Origin of the sequence: Psychrobacter sp., assembly GCF_041554015.1 — a bacterium.
In the GTDB taxonomy this organism is placed as follows: domain Bacteria; phylum Pseudomonadota; class Gammaproteobacteria; order Pseudomonadales; family Moraxellaceae; genus Psychrobacter.
Window position 1 is genome coordinate 36916 of record NZ_JBFFMS010000002.1, and the last position, 13212, is coordinate 50127.

Consider the following 13212-nt stretch of genomic DNA (forward strand, 5'->3'; position numbering starts at 1 on the left):
AAAAACACTTTCTGCAACCAAAACATCTGAGCAAAAGGCCAAAGTTATACGCCACGCTTACTCATGATCATCTCATAGATAAATAGGAGGATGATTGCACCAATTACTGAGAATATTAGACCCGTAAAGCCACCATCAGCATTGATACCGATAAGACCAGCTAAGAAACCACCCAACAACGCCCCAACGATACCCAATACAATGGTCATGATCCAGCCCATAGGGTCACTACCTGGCTTAATAGCTCGTGCCAATAAACCTGCAACCAGACCCACAATGATCATCCAAATAAAGCTCATGTTCTTCTCCTAATTTATTATCATTTATAATAGTTAACTTATTTTGTTAAGCTCATTGTAATCACTGCATAGGCGTAAAGGTAAGCGCAAAATGTTACCTGTGTATGAGCTGTGTGAGGAAAATCATAGATTTGCTAATATGCAGGGAGAATAGGTAAATGAAAGGTTACAAAGGTAGTAAAGTCGAAAACGCCGTTTAGTTATTACAGTGTTTTAAATATTAACGCCGCCAAATAACGCTCCTTACTACAGATAAGTGACCCTAAATAAAAAACTTAATTATAAAAAAACGCCGCTTATCTATAATAAGCAGCGCTCTTATTCAAAACTAGATCTAGACCAGCTAGATTATTTGTTGCGTAGTTTTATTAAGTGGCTTTATTGCGTAGCTTTATTACGTAACGCAGTTAATAAGCGTTGATGAATACCTTCAAAACCACCATTTGACATAATCACAATGGCGTCACCTGCTTTTGCCTGCGTATCGATGTGCTCGATGATGGCATCGACACTAGAAAGTACTTGTTGATCACCCATGTTAGGATTTGCGCTATTGGCATTTTCAATGACTTCTTTTAAACCCCACTCAAGGCCTGTCGGCTCATACCATAGGGTATGATCAGCGAGAGCAGCGGACTCAGCCAAGCTGTCCTGATGAATACCCATTTTCATGGTGTTACTACGGGGTTCAATAATCGCCCAAATCCGTCTGTCTGCCAGTTTTTTCTTGGCACCATCTAACGTCGTGGTAATGGCGGTTGGATGATGGGCGAAATCATCAAAGACTAAGATGTCATTGACATCGCCGATTAGCTCCATCCGACGCTTAATACCCGCAAAGGCTGATAGCGCGGCGCAAGCTGTTTTCACGCTGACACCGACATTATAAGCTGCTGCGACAGCAACCAAGGCGTTGTTCACATTGTGAATACCGCTCATCGACCAATCGACGACGCCAGTGGCTTCTTTATCAACAGCATCAGCCACAAAACTAATAGCAAATTGACCACCATCGGCGCTGATAAGTTCTGCTTGCCACTCACTGCTATCTTTTAAATGCTTATCTTTTGCGTGCTTATCAATGGCATGGGTATGATCTGTTGCATGGTTGGTATGCGTCGCTGAGCCCAGTACTGCGGTCCGCCAAACGGGTGTCCAAACCCCTTTTACTAAGGTCTCCTCCAAGCTAGCGGTCGCTGTTGGCATAATAATTTTGCCTGTGCTTGGAATCATGCGCACCATATGATGAAATTGGGTCTGAATCGCATCAAGATCGACAAAAATATCTGCATGATCAAATTCAAGGTTATTTAAGATAGCGGTACGCGGACGGTAATGGACAAACTTTGAACGCTTATCAAAAAACGCTGAATCGTATTCATCTGCTTCAATAACGAAATAGCCGGTAGCTGCCGAATCATTGTGCTCGATTTTGTTAGTACCCAAATAACTGCTATGAGCGAAAACCTGCTGTAGATGCTTATCCGTGGTATCGACAAGTGGCACACCACCGATTAAAAACCCAGTATCGATACCTGCATACTGTAGTATCCACGCAAGCATAGTTGTCGTCGTGGTTTTACCGTGCGTACCGGCAACGGCAATGACATGGCGCGACTGCAATACCTGCTCAGATAAAAACTGTGGTCCTGATGTATAGCGTAGACCTGTGTCCAGCATATATTCGATGACATCCATACCGCGCTTCATGGCATTACCAACGACGACCAAATCTGGTGCTGGTTGCAAATGCTCTACCAGATAGCCTTGCTCAATGGTCACGCCAGCGTTTTCAAGTTGGGTGGACATCGGCGGATAAACATTGGCATCTGAGCCGGTGACCGTATGTCCAAGCTCGCGTGCCAATAAAGCCAATGAGCCCATAAAAGTACCACAAATACCAAGAATATGAATATGCATAGACGTTCCGTACGAGCTTGAATAAGAGGGATGAAAATCTGATGTGAGCCAATAAAAGAGAATGCTATATTTTGGCGGAGCTAACAGCTCGCTTAGCAAATTGCTATTTAAGTCAGTACTCTTTTATGCTGAGCCAATAATCGTGGTACAGCAGGCAAGCGCTCATTGTAAAGTAATCATGGTTCGTTGACCAATAAAAAACGCCCAGTAAATAGGCGTTATCAAAATTATAAAACGGTTGGGTTTAGCATTCACTCAAAGAAGCTGTATGGCATTACTGTTAATAACTGTTAATAACTGTTCATCACTATTTATGCGTTTATTGACGTGCTAAGGCGTAGTCTTCATTCGGGTTTTTATACTCATCCATCATAATCAAGTGGTTGCCTTGAATTTGATAAGTCTCGATGTTTTTTTTCTCATAAACAATAGTGATGACGTCATCGTCTTGGCGATAGACACCAGACTCTACCAAAGGCGACTGCGGCGTTTCAGTTTGATTAAAGACACTGGATTTTAATACCGAACCATCGGCGAATAAGTTTAGCGTGATATCAATACTGCCGCAAGACGCACAGGGGACGACGCCACCATAGTCGCCCATTAAGGTTGCTTGCAACATGCTGTCGCTATTTGCAGCTGAAATCATCGGTGAACGTGTTGAGCTATCATCTGAATTTGCTGCTGCAATGCGTGTCGATCCTTGTTGATCGCTGTCTTCATCAGCAGATGCTTTGGCATTATTCTCTGGTAAGGCAGATTCATCATGATTTAACGTATTACTTTGGTGGCTGTTAGTCGGCGCACCTTGGGTATTTTTATTTGTTGAAGAAGAAGCGCTGTCACAGCTCACCAAAGCAAAACAGACCGGCACGGCTAATAGTAGACGTAGACCACGTTTGTTAAGCAAGAAAGCAGAAAATACAGGCGAAAAATTTATCATAGTATTACCACAGAGCAGATTTTTAAACAATTTTGCTAATCACAACTGACATTATTTTGGCTCTAAAACCAGCGTAAAAACCACATAGAGCGAAAACGACTAGAGTAACGACAATAAGCCCGCGTTGCGAGCTTGATTTCGTTAAATTATGTGATAAAGATGGGGAAAGCTATAAAGGGTATGCCATTCGTGGTTTATCGAGCACTAGGCTTAGCAGTGATAGGGCGTATGATACGCCATAAGATTAGCAAATGGGTCAGTATAAGAATACTAAATAAAATCAGAGATTGTTCAGGGATGCTTAAGCCCAAAAACGTCCATTCAATAGAGGCGCACTCACCGGAACCGGCAAATACTTCTTTTAATACCTGCTGCATAGGTAAGGTATCAATCCAGTAATCCAAACCCGGTCCACAGGAGGGTACTTGATCGGCTGGCAAATGCTGTAGCCAAACATGACGCCCTGCAATTATGGTAGCCCAACCGATACCTGCTAGGCTACCTAGCCATAATATCAATCGTAGCGCCATTGACTTAGGATTCAGCAGCGCCGCGATGAGGGCAAAACCGCCCATGATCATAAGCCCAATGCGCTGAAAAATACAAAGCGGGCACGGTGAGAAACCCATATAACGCTGTAAGAAAAATAGAGCAAAGCTCATGCCTATCGCGGTCATTATGACTAAAAATATTTGCAGATTGCGGTAAGTGGTCAGCTGTAGCATGGGGCAGATACTCTTATAAGGTATGGATTAAACATCGAAAATAGTAACAGCCAGTAAAAAAATCCTAACGATATTGCTGCAAGAAATCCATAAAGTCTTCTGTTTCAGCTGCTTCCATCTCTGCTTGTTGTAAGATGGACTTTTCCGCTAGTACCTCATATTTTGCTTGGGTATTTGGACTGAGGGTTTGCTGTAATAACGAGTCGCGGTGCTGCTGTGCTAAGGTAAAGACAAGCTGCCATAAACTACCCAAGCGCTTACTGTCAGAATTTACTTGCGCTGAAATGGTTGACTCAGAGTGACCTGCTTTACCTTGCATCAAGGCAACGGCGGCACGATAATCGTTGCCGCCATGATGGGCATCAAGTAAGGCGGCAAGTGGCTGCATACGGTTTAAATGCATCAGCATCCAGCTCTCTAATGATTGCTCAGCCCCATTATTTAGGATTTGTAGGTTTTCACGGCGACCTTCATTAACGACGCGCTCAAGATTGATGGCAAGCGCCTCTTCTTCTTCAGGCAGTAATTCAGGGGAGTCACTCAGCAGACAATAAAGCGCCATCACTTCTAAAAAGCAGGCACTAGATAAGCGAATACCGATATCACTATAAGGGTCTAAATCAATCGCACGAAACTCAACGTAAGCAATACCACGGCGCTCAAGCGCTTCGGTTGGACTCTCACCACTCATGGCTATTTGCTTAGGACGAATAGGGCTGTAGTATTCATTTTCTATCTGTAGGATATGATCATTGATTTGAATAGGATTGCCATTCTCATCGTCTAAGCCCAGTTTCTCAAAGCTTTCGTGCGGGGTTTGAATCGCTCGGCGTAGCCCTTTGACGTACTCTGGTAAGTTGTTATAACGGATATCAAGGTGCTCTTGCACGCTATTGGTATAGCCAAGTTTGCCCATACGCAGACTGGTAGCAGTCGGTTTGTAATAGGTTGAATCATTGAACAGCTCAAGATCGTGCTCAATGCCTGAAACAAAGCAAGGGCAGACACTAGGACTTGCGCCCAATAAATACAGCACCAAGCTGGTCAGACGCTTAAAGTTACGGATCAGACCGAGATATTTATCGTTTTTAAACTCTGTTAGGGTCAAAGATTGCGCAGTAGGCGTTTGCCCCTGCCACGCGCCAAACAACTCATCACCAAATGACAAGTTATAATGCAAACCTGCAATCGTCTGCATCCGGCGACCATAACGAACGCCAAGTCCACTACGGTATAGAGTCTTCAATTTACCTGTGTTAGAGCTACCGTAGTCTGCAAGCGGAATATCTTCATCCTTTGATGACAGCATACAAGGCATAGATAGCGGCCACATCAGCTCATCTTCAGGCATGCCTTTATATACCAACAGATGCAGCTGGCGCAGCATGTTTAAGGTCTCTTTTGGAGAAGACTTGGGGTCGGTGATCAGCTCAAGTAAGCTTTCTGAATAGTCGGTTGTGATATAGGGATGAGTCAGCTTGGAGCCGAGTTTGGTAGGATGAGGCGTTTGTGCCAAAAACCCATCAGGCGTAACGCGCAATCCCTCTTTTTCGATCCCACGTAGCATGCCTGATAAGTGCTCGCTGGCAAACCAGTTTGGAATATCAAAATCGACAAAGCTACTCGCAAAATTACTCATAAGGATCATCTGTTGTTATTGGTTATTATGGATTAAAAACCATCAATGTTAATCGAAAAAAAAGGCATAGTGGTCTAAGTTTAGCCCAAAGACTGGCTAAAAACCACGCTCGATTACAAATACTGTCAGTTTTACTAAAGCTAAGTTTTGCTCTGCTTGACAAGCTATCTCACCCTAGCATAACAATACAATCTTAAGAGAATCGCAGCTTTAATAAAGCATTTGCTCTTTGTTCTTGGAAGTCTTTATGGAGGACAATTCCATATTTATCAATAGCCACTGTAGCCAAATTTTTATGGGAACCTATCTGAAATAAAAAGCACCTACCAATTAGGTAAGTGCCATAGCAAAGCGTTTTTTGTCTCATCAGTGGATATTAAGATATACCAAAGCGAGGATCTAGATTGAAAATGACGAGCCGCAGCCACATGTGGTGGTGGCATTGGGGTTGGTCACGATAAAGCGCGCCCCTTCCAAGCCCTCGGTATAGTCAACGGTAGAGCCTTGCAGATATTGATAGCTTAATGAATCAACAACTAGGGTCACATCATCATTGTCAAAGTTGGCATCATCTTCATTGAGCTCATTGGCGAAATTAAAGCCATAAGAGAAGCCTGAGCAGCCGCCGCCGGTCACATAGACGCGCAGCATCAGATTACTATCACCTTCTTCTTCACGCAGACGGCGTACTTTTTGTGCCGCACTGTCAGTCAGGTTCAATACAGTTGGATCGACAGGCTGGCTTGAGCTTGGATTAAATTGGTTGGCTGGTTGGTTCATATCTACCTCAATTGCTAAAATCAGATGTTATTATTTTTTACGTATGCGAGGTCGTCTATTGATACAGGCTAAGATGACTTGCCAGTAGCTTTTAGCAGCGGCTATGGATAACTAACAAGTAACGGCATTATTCTATAGTCAAGATAGCGCTGATATTGGGCAACTACTGCGATATAGGCAGCTTAGTCACTAGAATCAAACTGAGAATATCAGCACTTAACTGCCTGATGTCAATAGTGTTTTACTAGTATAACATAGTTGGGCTAATGTTTGATTTGTCAAGAGTGACAATGACGTTTGCTATTATAACGTAGTTATCTATGCCCTTTGTTGTTTGTTAATATAAGGGAATTGGTAGCAGTATAAAGGGTTGAATTTAAAATACTTATTTAATTGTTTGCCTATCGGTTAGGCGTTTGAAATAATAGCCGCCAGTAAACACGCCAGATAAGTGTTTTTCCTATTGCCTTAAGTTTTATATTACCGCTGAGATGAAGAAATTATATGATCGAATTTAAAGACGTTGGTGTTCGCCGTGATGGTCGAGAGTTGTTTGCAGGGGCAAGCTTCCAGCTACATCCGGGCCATAAAGTTGGCTTAACGGGCAATAACGGAACCGGAAAATCGACCTTATTTGCCTTATTGTTGACCCAAATGGGTACCGGTGACACCGAAGTGACGCTTGATAGGGGTGAGGTGAGTATCCCCGATAGCTGGCACGTAGCGCACATGGCGCAGGAAGTTGGCGCGAGTAAGCAGACGGCGATTGATTATGTGTTAAGTGGTGATGAGCAGTGGTATGAGATCAATGCGTCACTAAATGACTTAAGCAGCGTCAGTGATGAGCAGATTGGCGTACTACATCAGCAGTTTGATGAAATCGATGGCTACCGTACGCCGACCAAAGCGGCGCAAATCATGGCGGGTCTGGGTTTTAATACTAGCCAGCATGAGCTGCCAGTAGAAGGGTTTTCGGGCGGCTGGCGCATGCGCTTAAACCTTGCTAAGACCTTGATGAGCCGCGCAGACTTGATGCTACTCGATGAGCCAACCAACCATTTGGATTTGGATGCTATCTTGTGGCTTGAGACGTGGATTAATGCCTTTACTGGTCTGGTCATCGTCATCTCGCATGATCAAACGTTTTTAGATAACACCGTTGGGCACATCTTGCACGTTGAGCAGCAAAAAATCACCCTTTATACCGGTAACTACCAACAGTTTATTCGTACCCGTCACGAGCGTATGGCGCAGCAGCAGCAAGCGTTTGAGAAGCAAGAAGCGACTAAAGCACATTTGGATGATTTTATCCGTCGTTTTCGCGCAAAGGCCAGTAAGGCAAAACAAGCACAGAGCCGTATCAAGCAGCTTGAGCGTATGGCGGAGCTGTCACCAATGATGGCGGACAATCCGTTCTCGTTCCGCTTTTATGAGCCGGCTAATATGAGCTCGCCGTTAATTGAGCTGACCGATGCTGATATTGGCTATAGCGACACGCCGCTACTTTATAATGCCAATGTGCAAGTCACTCCTGATACTCGTATTGGTCTGCTTGGAATGAATGGCGCGGGTAAGTCGACCTTGATTAAAGCCTTGGTCGGTGAGCTTGGTGTATTAAAGGGCAGTTATAATGTCTCAGATACCCTAAAGCTTGGCTATTTTAATCAGCATCAAATGGATATCCTTGATCCAAAGGCGACCCCGATCGAGATGCTGCGCCGCTTAGCAGGCAAAACCTCTGATGCGATCCTACGCTCATTTTTGGGTAGCTTTGATTTTCGTGGCGACCGTATCGATACCATCAGTGAGTTATTCTCAGGTGGTGAGCGTGCGCGCTTAACGTTAGCGTTGATTGTTTGGCAACGTCCAAACGTGCTGGTACTCGATGAGCCAACCAACCATTTAGACCTACAAATGCGTCAAGCACTGACCATTGCTTTGCAAGGTTTTGAAGGGGCTGTGGTACTGGTCTCGCATGACCGTGAACTGATTGCTAATGTCTGTGACGAGCTATTTTTGGTACATGATGGTCAAATCGATGAGTTCGATGGCGATATCAGCGACTATGGTAAATGGCTTGCTGAAAAGCGTAAGCAAGAAAATTCGCAAGATAAAAACACCACTAAAAAGAAAAGCAAAAAAGAGAGTAAACAGTTTGTTTCACGTGAAACAGCTAAGGGTCAAGTTAATAAGCAAGTGGGCAATAACGAGTCTCAACCTGCGCTTAGTAAAGATGCGCAGCGTAAGCTGGCGGCTGAACAACGCAAATTAACCGCGCCTATTCGCCGCGAGATTGAAACGACAGAAAAGACTTTAGCGACCATTGCTGAGAAGCTACTGGTTTTAGAAGACAAGCTTGCCGATACCGATCTTTATGAGGACAGCCGTAAAGCTGATTTGATGACATTATTAAATGAGCAGACCACGCTACAGCAGCAGCATAGTCAACATGAAGAAAAGCTGCTATTGGCAATGACCACCTTAGAAGAAATGGAAGCCAGCATCGGCTAACACCATAAAGGTATTGCTTGGTTTGTAATCGAAACCGAATGATAAAATTCAGTCATTAAAAAAGGGAAGGCTTACGCCTTCCCTTTTTTTTACTTTATTGCCTTATTCCCTACGATAGCGACCATCGCCATAAGATAGGATTTTCATCGTAGTGGTACAAAGCTGACAGTTTATTTGACCAGCAGCGGCTTTTGATAAATCAAGAATGCGACCTCTTATAAAAGGTCCTCTATCGGTGATTTTTACAATCACGCTCTGCTTTGTCTTTTTGTTGGTCACTTGTACCTTTGTACCAAACGGCAGCGTTCTATGTGCAGCGGTCAAAGAGTTCATATTAAAGATACTCCCGCTTGCTGTACGCTTACCATGGAACTTACTACCGTAGTAGCTAGTATTACCAGCAAAAGCGGTGGCGCTTAATAGTAGAGATAAAGTGATGACTAAAGACTTGATTAAATAAGACATTTAAAACCTGTGTTCTATTGATGAAGTAGACAGATATTCTTGCCTAGGTTATCCATACTCCCTGTGAGTACAAATAATAGAAAATATCTTACAAGAAGTAACTTGTCCTATTATTACAGCTCTGTAAAAGAACTATTAAGGTCAAAATTTGTTTTTTAACAAGCAGTTAGCTTATATATGCATATTTTACTATATTTATACAAAGGTGATGATGAATAGCAGTTATATCGATTTTAGGCTTATAGATAGCGTCAAAAATAAGATGCCATGAGATTAAATATGGTTTTATCGAAAGGATTTTGCTTGGTATGCGAGTGGCTGCAAGACATCAGTCATTAAGATTGATATTAGTCAGTGTCAGCATGGTTAAATAGGATTGCCTTCACTGGTAATATTTTTATAACGGTATTTGGTTTTATTAGCGCTATTATGGTTATTAGGCTAAGTTCATAACCTGTTAGATCAAGCCTTGGTTTTATGGTTGAATGTTTACACTTGGCAGTCCATTATTATTGACAGGTCTTATTTTGAGGAACACAAGATGGCAGATAAAAACTACTATGATATTTTAGGGGTCAAAAAAAACGCCTCAGACGCCGATATAAAAAAAAGATACCGCAAGCTTGTCCGTCAATATCATCCGGATGTCAGCGACGATCCAGATGCCGATAGTAAGATTGCCGAGATTAATAATGCCTACGAGACCATTAGAGACAAGGACAAGCGTGCTGAATATGATGCGATGTTAGATAACCCCTTTGCTGGGCAAGGCGGTGCTGGTGGCTTCGGCGGTTTTGATGGTCAATCAGCTGGTGGCGGGCAAGGCGGCTTTCGCTGGGAAGATATCAAAGATCAGTTTGGTGAAGGCGAAGCCTACGGCGATGGCGGTTTTCGCTTTGATGATATTTTTTCAGCATTTGGGCGTGGTGCACGCGGTCAAGGTAGTGGATCGGCTGGTGGTCAGTCGCAATATGGCGGCTTTGGTACCCAAGATAGTAAGGGTCAAGACCAACATGCCGAGATTACCGTTGATTTGGCATCTGTTTATCAGGGCGATGACTACAGTATTAAGTTGAATGTACCTGTCCGCAAGCCGAATGGCAGTGTGGATTATGAGAATAAAACCCTTAAGATAAAAATCCCAAAAGGTATCACCGATGGCAAGCAAATTCGCTTGGCAGGTCAAGGGGCTGCTGGTATCGGGAGTGGTAAAAACGGCGATTTATTTTTAAAGGTTAAAATCAGTCATGCCGCTAATATCCGTATCGAAGGCGCTGACGTTTATCAAACTGTAAATATCAGCCCATGGGAGGCGGCGTTGGGTGAAAAAATACATGTCAGCACGCCTGCGGGTACCTTGGGTGTGACGATACCTAAAAACACCAAATCGGGCAGTCATTTACGACTAAAAGGTAAAGGCATCCCTGCTAAACAAGCAGGCGATTTATACTTAACCTTAAATATTGTCAATCCAGATATCAATAGTGAAGCGGCAACCGATGCTTATGAAGCCCTAAAACAAGCCTTTGCTAACACCACGATAGAACGATAAATAAAGCGCTTTATCAAAAATTTTCAACACCCTAATAGAGATATAGACGATAACGATAAAATAAAGAAAAACGAGGATGATCGCTATGAAACACTCGCCTGAATTTAATGACATTATCATGAGCTTAGATGAGCTGATATCTGCCTGTGGTCAAGAGCGCCAGTGGGTGATTGAGCTGATTGAAGAAAACATCATCGAATATGATGTACCAGAGCGCGAACAGTTTACCGGCTATCAGCTGACCACTGTGCGCCGGGCGTCACGTTTGAGCCGCGACTTTGAAGCTAGCGTACCTGCTATTGGTTTGATACTTGAATTGTTGGATGAAATCGAGCAACTGCGCCAAATAAAACGCCAGTTTGATATGCAAGCGCCCGTTATTGAAGTCACGATTGATCCTTCAAAATAGTTCAATAAAATCTAAGCAGTCGACATAAAAAAGAGCCCAATCAGTAATTGGGCTCTTTAGCAGTTAACCATACGATGTTATCGCCAATTAACGGGCGTATTTGGGATCCGCAGCCGCGGTAAATAGGACGTCTGTTGATGAGTTTAGCGCCGTTTCTGCCGAGTCTTGTATCACACCGATAATAAAACCTATGGCAACCACTTGCATCGCAATGTCATTTGGAATACTAAACAGGCTAGCTGCTAATGGAATGAGTAGCAATGAACCACCAGCAACACCAGAGGCACCGCAAGCACTAATCGTTGCAACCAAGCTTAATAGTAGCGCTGAGGCAAAGGTAACTTCAATGCCCAGAGTATGCGCCGCTGCAAGCGTTAGGACGTTAATGGTGATTGCAGCACCTGCCATATTGATGGTAGCACCCAGTGGAATGGTCACTGAATAGGTGTCTTCATGGAGACCCAGTTTACGGGCAAGGTTCATGTTAACGGGGATGTTTGCCGCTGATGAGCGGGTAAAGAAGGCAGTGATACCAGACTCACGTAAGCAGATAAACACAAGCGGATACGGGTTCTTTCCTGTCTTCACTAAAATAATAAGCGGATTAACCACCAGCGCGATAAAGAGCATACAACCGACCAGTACCATCAAGATGCGGGCATAGCCAGCTAAGGCTTCAAAGCCTGTTTCAGCGATGGTATTGGCAACCAAACCCAAGATACCGAAAGGCGCTAAGGCAATAACCCATTTTACCACTTGTGAGATGGCATCGGAAAAATCACTGACCACGGTACGCGCCGTATCGCTGGCTTGACGTAGAGCAAAACCAATGATGATTGCCCATGCCAAAATACCAATATAGTTGGCGTCAGCGATAGCTTGTACAGGGTTAGCAACCAAGTTCATCAATAAATTGGTCAGCACTTCTTGTAAATTTGCTGGTGGTACTTGCTCAATGACCGCATTGACTAAGACCAGCTCGGTTGGAAATAAAAAGCTTGCGCCCACAGCCGTCAGCGCGGCTAAAAAGGTGCCAAACATATACATGATCAGCACAGGCTTGACATAGACCTCGTTGCCGCTACGATGTTGACTAATCGCTGCCATGACCAAAACAAATACCAGTATCGGTGCAACGGCTTTTAGTGCCCCCACAAATAAAGTACCGAGTAACCCTAGCGCAATACCAACGTTTGGTGCCAACCAACCTATTAATACCCCTAATACTAAACCGATAATAATAAGTGGTACCAGTCCTATACGCTGGTACATCGCAATCAATGAACGCATGTATACACCCTCAACTTTGTCAATAAATAAGCTATTTATAGCGAAAACAGAAAAATAATCGGAGGATGGTAGCATTTTTTTAGGATAAGCGCCTACCTTTCACCCGCATCGGTTCGAGATGTTTGGGCAAGAGAAAAGGCGTTATATGTGAAAAACAGAATGATTGTATCGTAACAGACAAGCAGGAGAGGTGGCTTAGACGTTAAAATGAGTCAGCTCATAGCCAAGCTTTTGATAGCTTTTATATTTATGACGACCTTCTCGCACACTGCTGACGTCCGGTTTTATCAGCTCAAGGACGCGAGTCGGTTGCGCGTTAAGAGTGGCTGCCATAAAAGTATTGACCGGACGGATAGTGGTATTAAGCACCATGCCTTTAAAATTGGCAGGCATATAACTGCTAAGAAGCACAGGTGCGAGTACTTTATGCTGGATATCAGTATTAGCGTCCGATAAACATTGATGGGGGATAAAGCTGGTAGGCTCTTGCTCCCATAATGCTGTATCGAGCGTCGTTAACAGCTCATTATCGTCGATAAGAATCAACAATGACTGCTTGCTTTTATTAAGGGCAGTTTGGGTCAGCTGACAAACAAAGCCCAAGATATCTTGGGCTTTATTCTCACTTAACACATAAAAACTAATTTTCATAAACTCATTTTCATAGATTGGTCTTTCA

At 43.6% G+C, this 13212-nt stretch carries 12 protein-coding genes; 3 read left to right on the forward strand and 9 right to left on the reverse strand.

Annotated features, from left to right (window positions below; genetic code table 11):
• Positions 1–44: 44 nt before the first annotated feature.
• The 6 genes from ABYU67_RS01150 to erpA form a co-directional block, all read right to left on the reverse strand.
• On the reverse strand, positions 45–299 hold the full coding sequence (locus tag ABYU67_RS01150; protein ID WP_055125583.1) for a GlsB/YeaQ/YmgE family stress response membrane protein: 255 nt from the start codon (positions 297–299) through the stop codon (positions 45–47).
• A 378-nt stretch (positions 300–677) separates the two neighbouring features.
• Positions 678–2219, reverse strand: coding sequence for a Mur ligase domain-containing protein (locus tag ABYU67_RS01155; protein ID WP_372843166.1), 1542 nt, complete (start codon positions 2217–2219; stop codon positions 678–680).
• Positions 2220–2538: 319 nt separating this feature from the next.
• Entirely contained in the window at positions 2539–3162 is a 624-nt protein-coding gene (locus ABYU67_RS01160) for a copper resistance protein NlpE N-terminal domain-containing protein (protein WP_372843167.1), read from the reverse strand.
• Between the two features lie 194 nt (positions 3163–3356).
• The gene (locus ABYU67_RS01165; RefSeq protein ID WP_372843168.1) at positions 3357–3887 is read right to left on the reverse strand and encodes a disulfide bond formation protein B; all 531 of its coding nucleotides are present in this window, start codon (positions 3885–3887) and stop codon (positions 3357–3359) included.
• Between the two features lie 64 nt (positions 3888–3951).
• Entirely contained in the window at positions 3952–5526 is a 1575-nt protein-coding gene (gene gshA, locus ABYU67_RS01170) for a glutamate--cysteine ligase (protein ID WP_372843169.1), read from the reverse strand.
• A gap of 399 nt (positions 5527–5925) precedes the next feature.
• Positions 5926–6306: an iron-sulfur cluster insertion protein ErpA gene (gene erpA / locus ABYU67_RS01175; protein WP_372843170.1), complete on the reverse strand. Its 381-nt coding sequence runs from the start codon at positions 6304–6306 to the stop codon at positions 5926–5928.
• Positions 6307–6810: 504 nt separating this feature from the next.
• Here erpA and ABYU67_RS01180 point away from each other — a divergent pair.
• Positions 6811–8817: an ABC-F family ATP-binding cassette domain-containing protein gene (locus tag ABYU67_RS01180; protein ID WP_372843171.1), complete on the forward strand. Its 2007-nt coding sequence runs from the start codon at positions 6811–6813 to the stop codon at positions 8815–8817.
• A 102-nt stretch (positions 8818–8919) separates the two neighbouring features.
• On the opposite strand, the gene ABYU67_RS01185 is transcribed toward ABYU67_RS01180, so the two are convergent.
• On the reverse strand, positions 8920–9282 hold the full coding sequence (locus ABYU67_RS01185; RefSeq protein WP_372843172.1) for a septal ring lytic transglycosylase RlpA family protein: 363 nt from the start codon (positions 9280–9282) through the stop codon (positions 8920–8922).
• Between the two features lie 541 nt (positions 9283–9823).
• On the opposite strand from ABYU67_RS01185, the gene ABYU67_RS01190 reads away from it, so the two are divergent.
• Together ABYU67_RS01190 and ABYU67_RS01195 are read left to right on the forward strand one after the other, a co-directional pair.
• Entirely contained in the window at positions 9824–10834 is a 1011-nt protein-coding gene (locus tag ABYU67_RS01190) for a DnaJ C-terminal domain-containing protein (RefSeq protein ID WP_372843173.1), read from the forward strand.
• An 85-nt stretch (positions 10835–10919) separates the two neighbouring features.
• Positions 10920–11243, forward strand: coding sequence for a chaperone modulator CbpM (locus tag ABYU67_RS01195; protein WP_372843174.1), 324 nt, complete (start codon positions 10920–10922; stop codon positions 11241–11243).
• A gap of 87 nt (positions 11244–11330) precedes the next feature.
• Here ABYU67_RS01195 and sstT read toward each other — a convergent pair whose 3' ends face one another.
• Together sstT and ABYU67_RS01205 are read right to left on the reverse strand one after the other, a co-directional pair.
• Complete coding sequence (sstT, locus tag ABYU67_RS01200) at positions 11331–12533, reverse strand: serine/threonine transporter SstT (RefSeq protein ID WP_372843175.1); 1203 nt, start codon at positions 12531–12533, stop codon at positions 11331–11333.
• A 195-nt stretch (positions 12534–12728) separates the two neighbouring features.
• Positions 12729–13184, reverse strand: coding sequence for a DNA polymerase III subunit chi (locus tag ABYU67_RS01205; RefSeq protein WP_372843176.1), 456 nt, complete (start codon positions 13182–13184; stop codon positions 12729–12731).
• Positions 13185–13212 lie beyond the last annotated feature (28 nt).

Excerpts from the sequence above, each read along its gene's own strand:
- ABYU67_RS01150 (WP_055125583.1), bottom strand. The coding sequence starts at position 299 with ATGAGCTTTATTTGGATGATCATTGTGGGTCTGGTTGCAGGTTTATTG.
- ABYU67_RS01155 (WP_372843166.1), bottom strand. The coding sequence starts at position 2,219 with ATGCATATTCATATTCTTGGTATTTGTGGTACTTTTATGGGCTCATTG.
- ABYU67_RS01160 (WP_372843167.1), bottom strand. The coding sequence starts at position 3,162 with ATGATAAATTTTTCGCCTGTATTTTCTGCTTTCTTGCTTAACAAACGT.
- ABYU67_RS01165 (WP_372843168.1), bottom strand. The coding sequence starts at position 3,887 with ATGCTACAGCTGACCACTTACCGCAATCTGCAAATATTTTTAGTCATA.
- gshA (WP_372843169.1), bottom strand. The coding sequence starts at position 5,526 with ATGAGTAATTTTGCGAGTAGCTTTGTCGATTTTGATATTCCAAACTGG.
- erpA (WP_372843170.1), bottom strand. The coding sequence starts at position 6,306 with ATGAACCAACCAGCCAACCAATTTAATCCAAGCTCAAGCCAGCCTGTC.
- ABYU67_RS01180 (WP_372843171.1), top strand. The coding sequence starts at position 6,811 with ATGATCGAATTTAAAGACGTTGGTGTTCGCCGTGATGGTCGAGAGTTG.
- ABYU67_RS01185 (WP_372843172.1), bottom strand. The coding sequence starts at position 9,282 with ATGTCTTATTTAATCAAGTCTTTAGTCATCACTTTATCTCTACTATTA.
- ABYU67_RS01190 (WP_372843173.1), top strand. The coding sequence starts at position 9,824 with ATGGCAGATAAAAACTACTATGATATTTTAGGGGTCAAAAAAAACGCC.
- ABYU67_RS01195 (WP_372843174.1), top strand. The coding sequence starts at position 10,920 with ATGAAACACTCGCCTGAATTTAATGACATTATCATGAGCTTAGATGAG.
- sstT (WP_372843175.1), bottom strand. The coding sequence starts at position 12,533 with ATGCGTTCATTGATTGCGATGTACCAGCGTATAGGACTGGTACCACTT.
- ABYU67_RS01205 (WP_372843176.1), bottom strand. The coding sequence starts at position 13,184 with ATGAAAATTAGTTTTTATGTGTTAAGTGAGAATAAAGCCCAAGATATC.